This is a genomic window from Frankia sp. CoWAU3, assembly GCF_977971855.1.
Genome location: NZ_CDWWXB010000090.1, coordinates 11568 through 13678, shown reverse-complemented (window position 1 = coordinate 13678; position 2111 = coordinate 11568). Strand labels below are relative to the sequence as shown.

General features: G+C 69.5%; 2 protein-coding genes. Both read right to left on the bottom strand.

Going from position 1 to position 2111, the window contains the following annotated elements; all coding sequences use genetic code 11:
* Positions 1 to 171 precede the first annotated feature (171 nt).
* On the bottom strand, positions 172 to 1518 hold the full coding sequence (locus AC08ON_RS10170) for a ferredoxin reductase family protein (RefSeq protein ID WP_476606929.1): 1347 nt from the start codon (positions 1516 to 1518) through the stop codon (positions 172 to 174).
* Positions 1519 to 1657: 139 nt separating this feature from the next.
* Positions 1658 to 2111, bottom strand: a 454-nt coding sequence (locus AC08ON_RS10165; RefSeq protein WP_476616848.1) for a hypothetical protein, incomplete at its 5' end; no start/stop codon positions are given.

Here is a 2111-nt window from a genome sequence, read left to right as displayed (position 1 = left end):
CGGTCGGCGACGCAGCGAGTGCCACCAGCCGCTCCCCGTGGCCGGTCGCGGCCTTCGCACCGACCACGAGGATGGCGGCTCCCATCAGCGCCACGAAACCGAGCCTTCCCCGGTAGGGTTTGTCGGCGTTGTCGGCGTTGTCGGCGTTGTCGGCGTTGTCGGCGTTGTCGTTCAACGGAGATCGAACTCCTCGGTGTGGATCTGGTCACGGGAAACGCCGAGACCGCGAAGCGCCCGGACGACCGTGGTGGTCATCCCACGAGGGCCACAGACGAAGACGTCGCGGTCGGCGGCGTCCGGGATGGCGGCCTCGAGGAAGCGGGCCTCCAGCGGGTCATATCCGAGCTCACGCCGGGAACCGATCACCCGGTGGACGATCATTCGACTGCTATCGGCGAGCGCCTCAAACTCCCGTCCCAGCGCGAGATCTCTCGGCCGGCTCACCCGGTGCACAACCACGACGTCGTCGCCACGACCGGCAAGATCCTCTGCCAGCGCCCGGACCGGTCCGATTCCGCTGCCCCCGCCGACGAGCAGCGCCCGGCCCCGGTGGGCCCGCGCGGCGGTGAAATGTCCGAAGGGACCTTCCGCCACGACCGGTGTGCCCGGTCGCAGCAGGGCGACCGCCCGGGAGTGGTCGCCGGCGGCCTTGACCGTGATACGCAGCTGATGCGCTGTCGGCGGGGCCGACAGCGAGTAGGGGTGCGCGGTCACGAGATGCCCGCGGGCGGCGAACCGCCACAGCAGGAACTGTCCCGGACGCGCACCGAGCCGGTGCAGGTCGTGACCGCGGATCCACACCGAGACGACGCCGGGTGCCTCCTCCACCACCCGATCGACCGTCATCCGGTGCCGGGCCACGGCCGCAATCGGCAGGATCAGGCGCCAGACGACGAGACAGGCGGCGACGGAGACGTACATCGCGGTCCACAGCAGCCGGTTAACCGGGTGACCGACGAAGTCCCCACCGGTCTCCGTCTGGTGGAAGAAGACCAGGAACACGGCGAGGTAGGTGGTGAGATGCAGCGCGTACCAGACTTCGTACGAGATGCGCGGCCGGGCCGCCCGGGCACTCGCGACCCCGACGGCCACGAACAGCAGGGTGCCGACGGTGGCCTTCCACATCTCCGGGTATGTCGTGATCACCGTGACGAGCTCGGCGAGCGGCTGATGATGCCCGGCCAGGCCGTAACCCCACACCGTCAGCAGGATGTGGACGACGATGAGCAGGATGGCGTTCGTGCCCAGGCCGCGGTGCCACGCGGCCAGCCGGTCGAGACCGACGGCGCGTTCGAAGGCAGGTATCCGCGCCATGAGCAGCAGTTGCACGAGCACCAGATAGGCCGCCAGCAGGCCGCAGACCCGACCGACCGCGGTCATGGCGGGCCCGGCGCCGTGGACGCTGGACGCGGAGGTGTCGAACCACCACAGGGCCACCACCGCGATCCCCCAGGCCACCAGGGCGAGACGCACCACGAGGTGGGGAGACCATCGGGCCGGGTGCCGCGTCGAACTCATGGGACGGACGATGTCCGGAGAGGCTGTGGACTACCTGGGAGAAGCCTCGGAACTTGCCGGGACTTCCCCGGAGCCGTCACGGGCCGGGGGCCACGCCAACCCGCAGGCGGGAGTCACCAGCAGCCACGAGTGGACCGGCTCAGGACGCCCGGGCGTGCTTACGAGCGTTAGCGGCATGCCGCAGGTCGCCACTCCCGCAGTATCCGTACTCGACCCGTCGCCGCCACACGGTCAGCCGGCAGCGGTCCGCCTCGATCGTCCAGGTACGGCGTTCGACCCGATCCTCGATCTGCACGGGCCGCGAGGTCACCGGCTCGTTCGCGCGCAGATGAGCCCAGTTGTGCGCCGCCTCCCATTCCGGGAAGGTGGCCACCAGTTCGCCATCGCCATCATAAACCTGGAATTGGCGAGTCGTCATTGTCGCGCCTTTCGGTGATTGTCCGATAATGATAACCGTGGATCTGCCTGCCGGAGCCGCCGCGGAAGAAATCCCCTCCGCGCACAGCCGCACGACGCACAGCCGCGCGACGGAGAGCCGCACGACGGAGAGCCGCACGACGGAGAGCCGCACGACGGAGAGCCGCACGACGGAG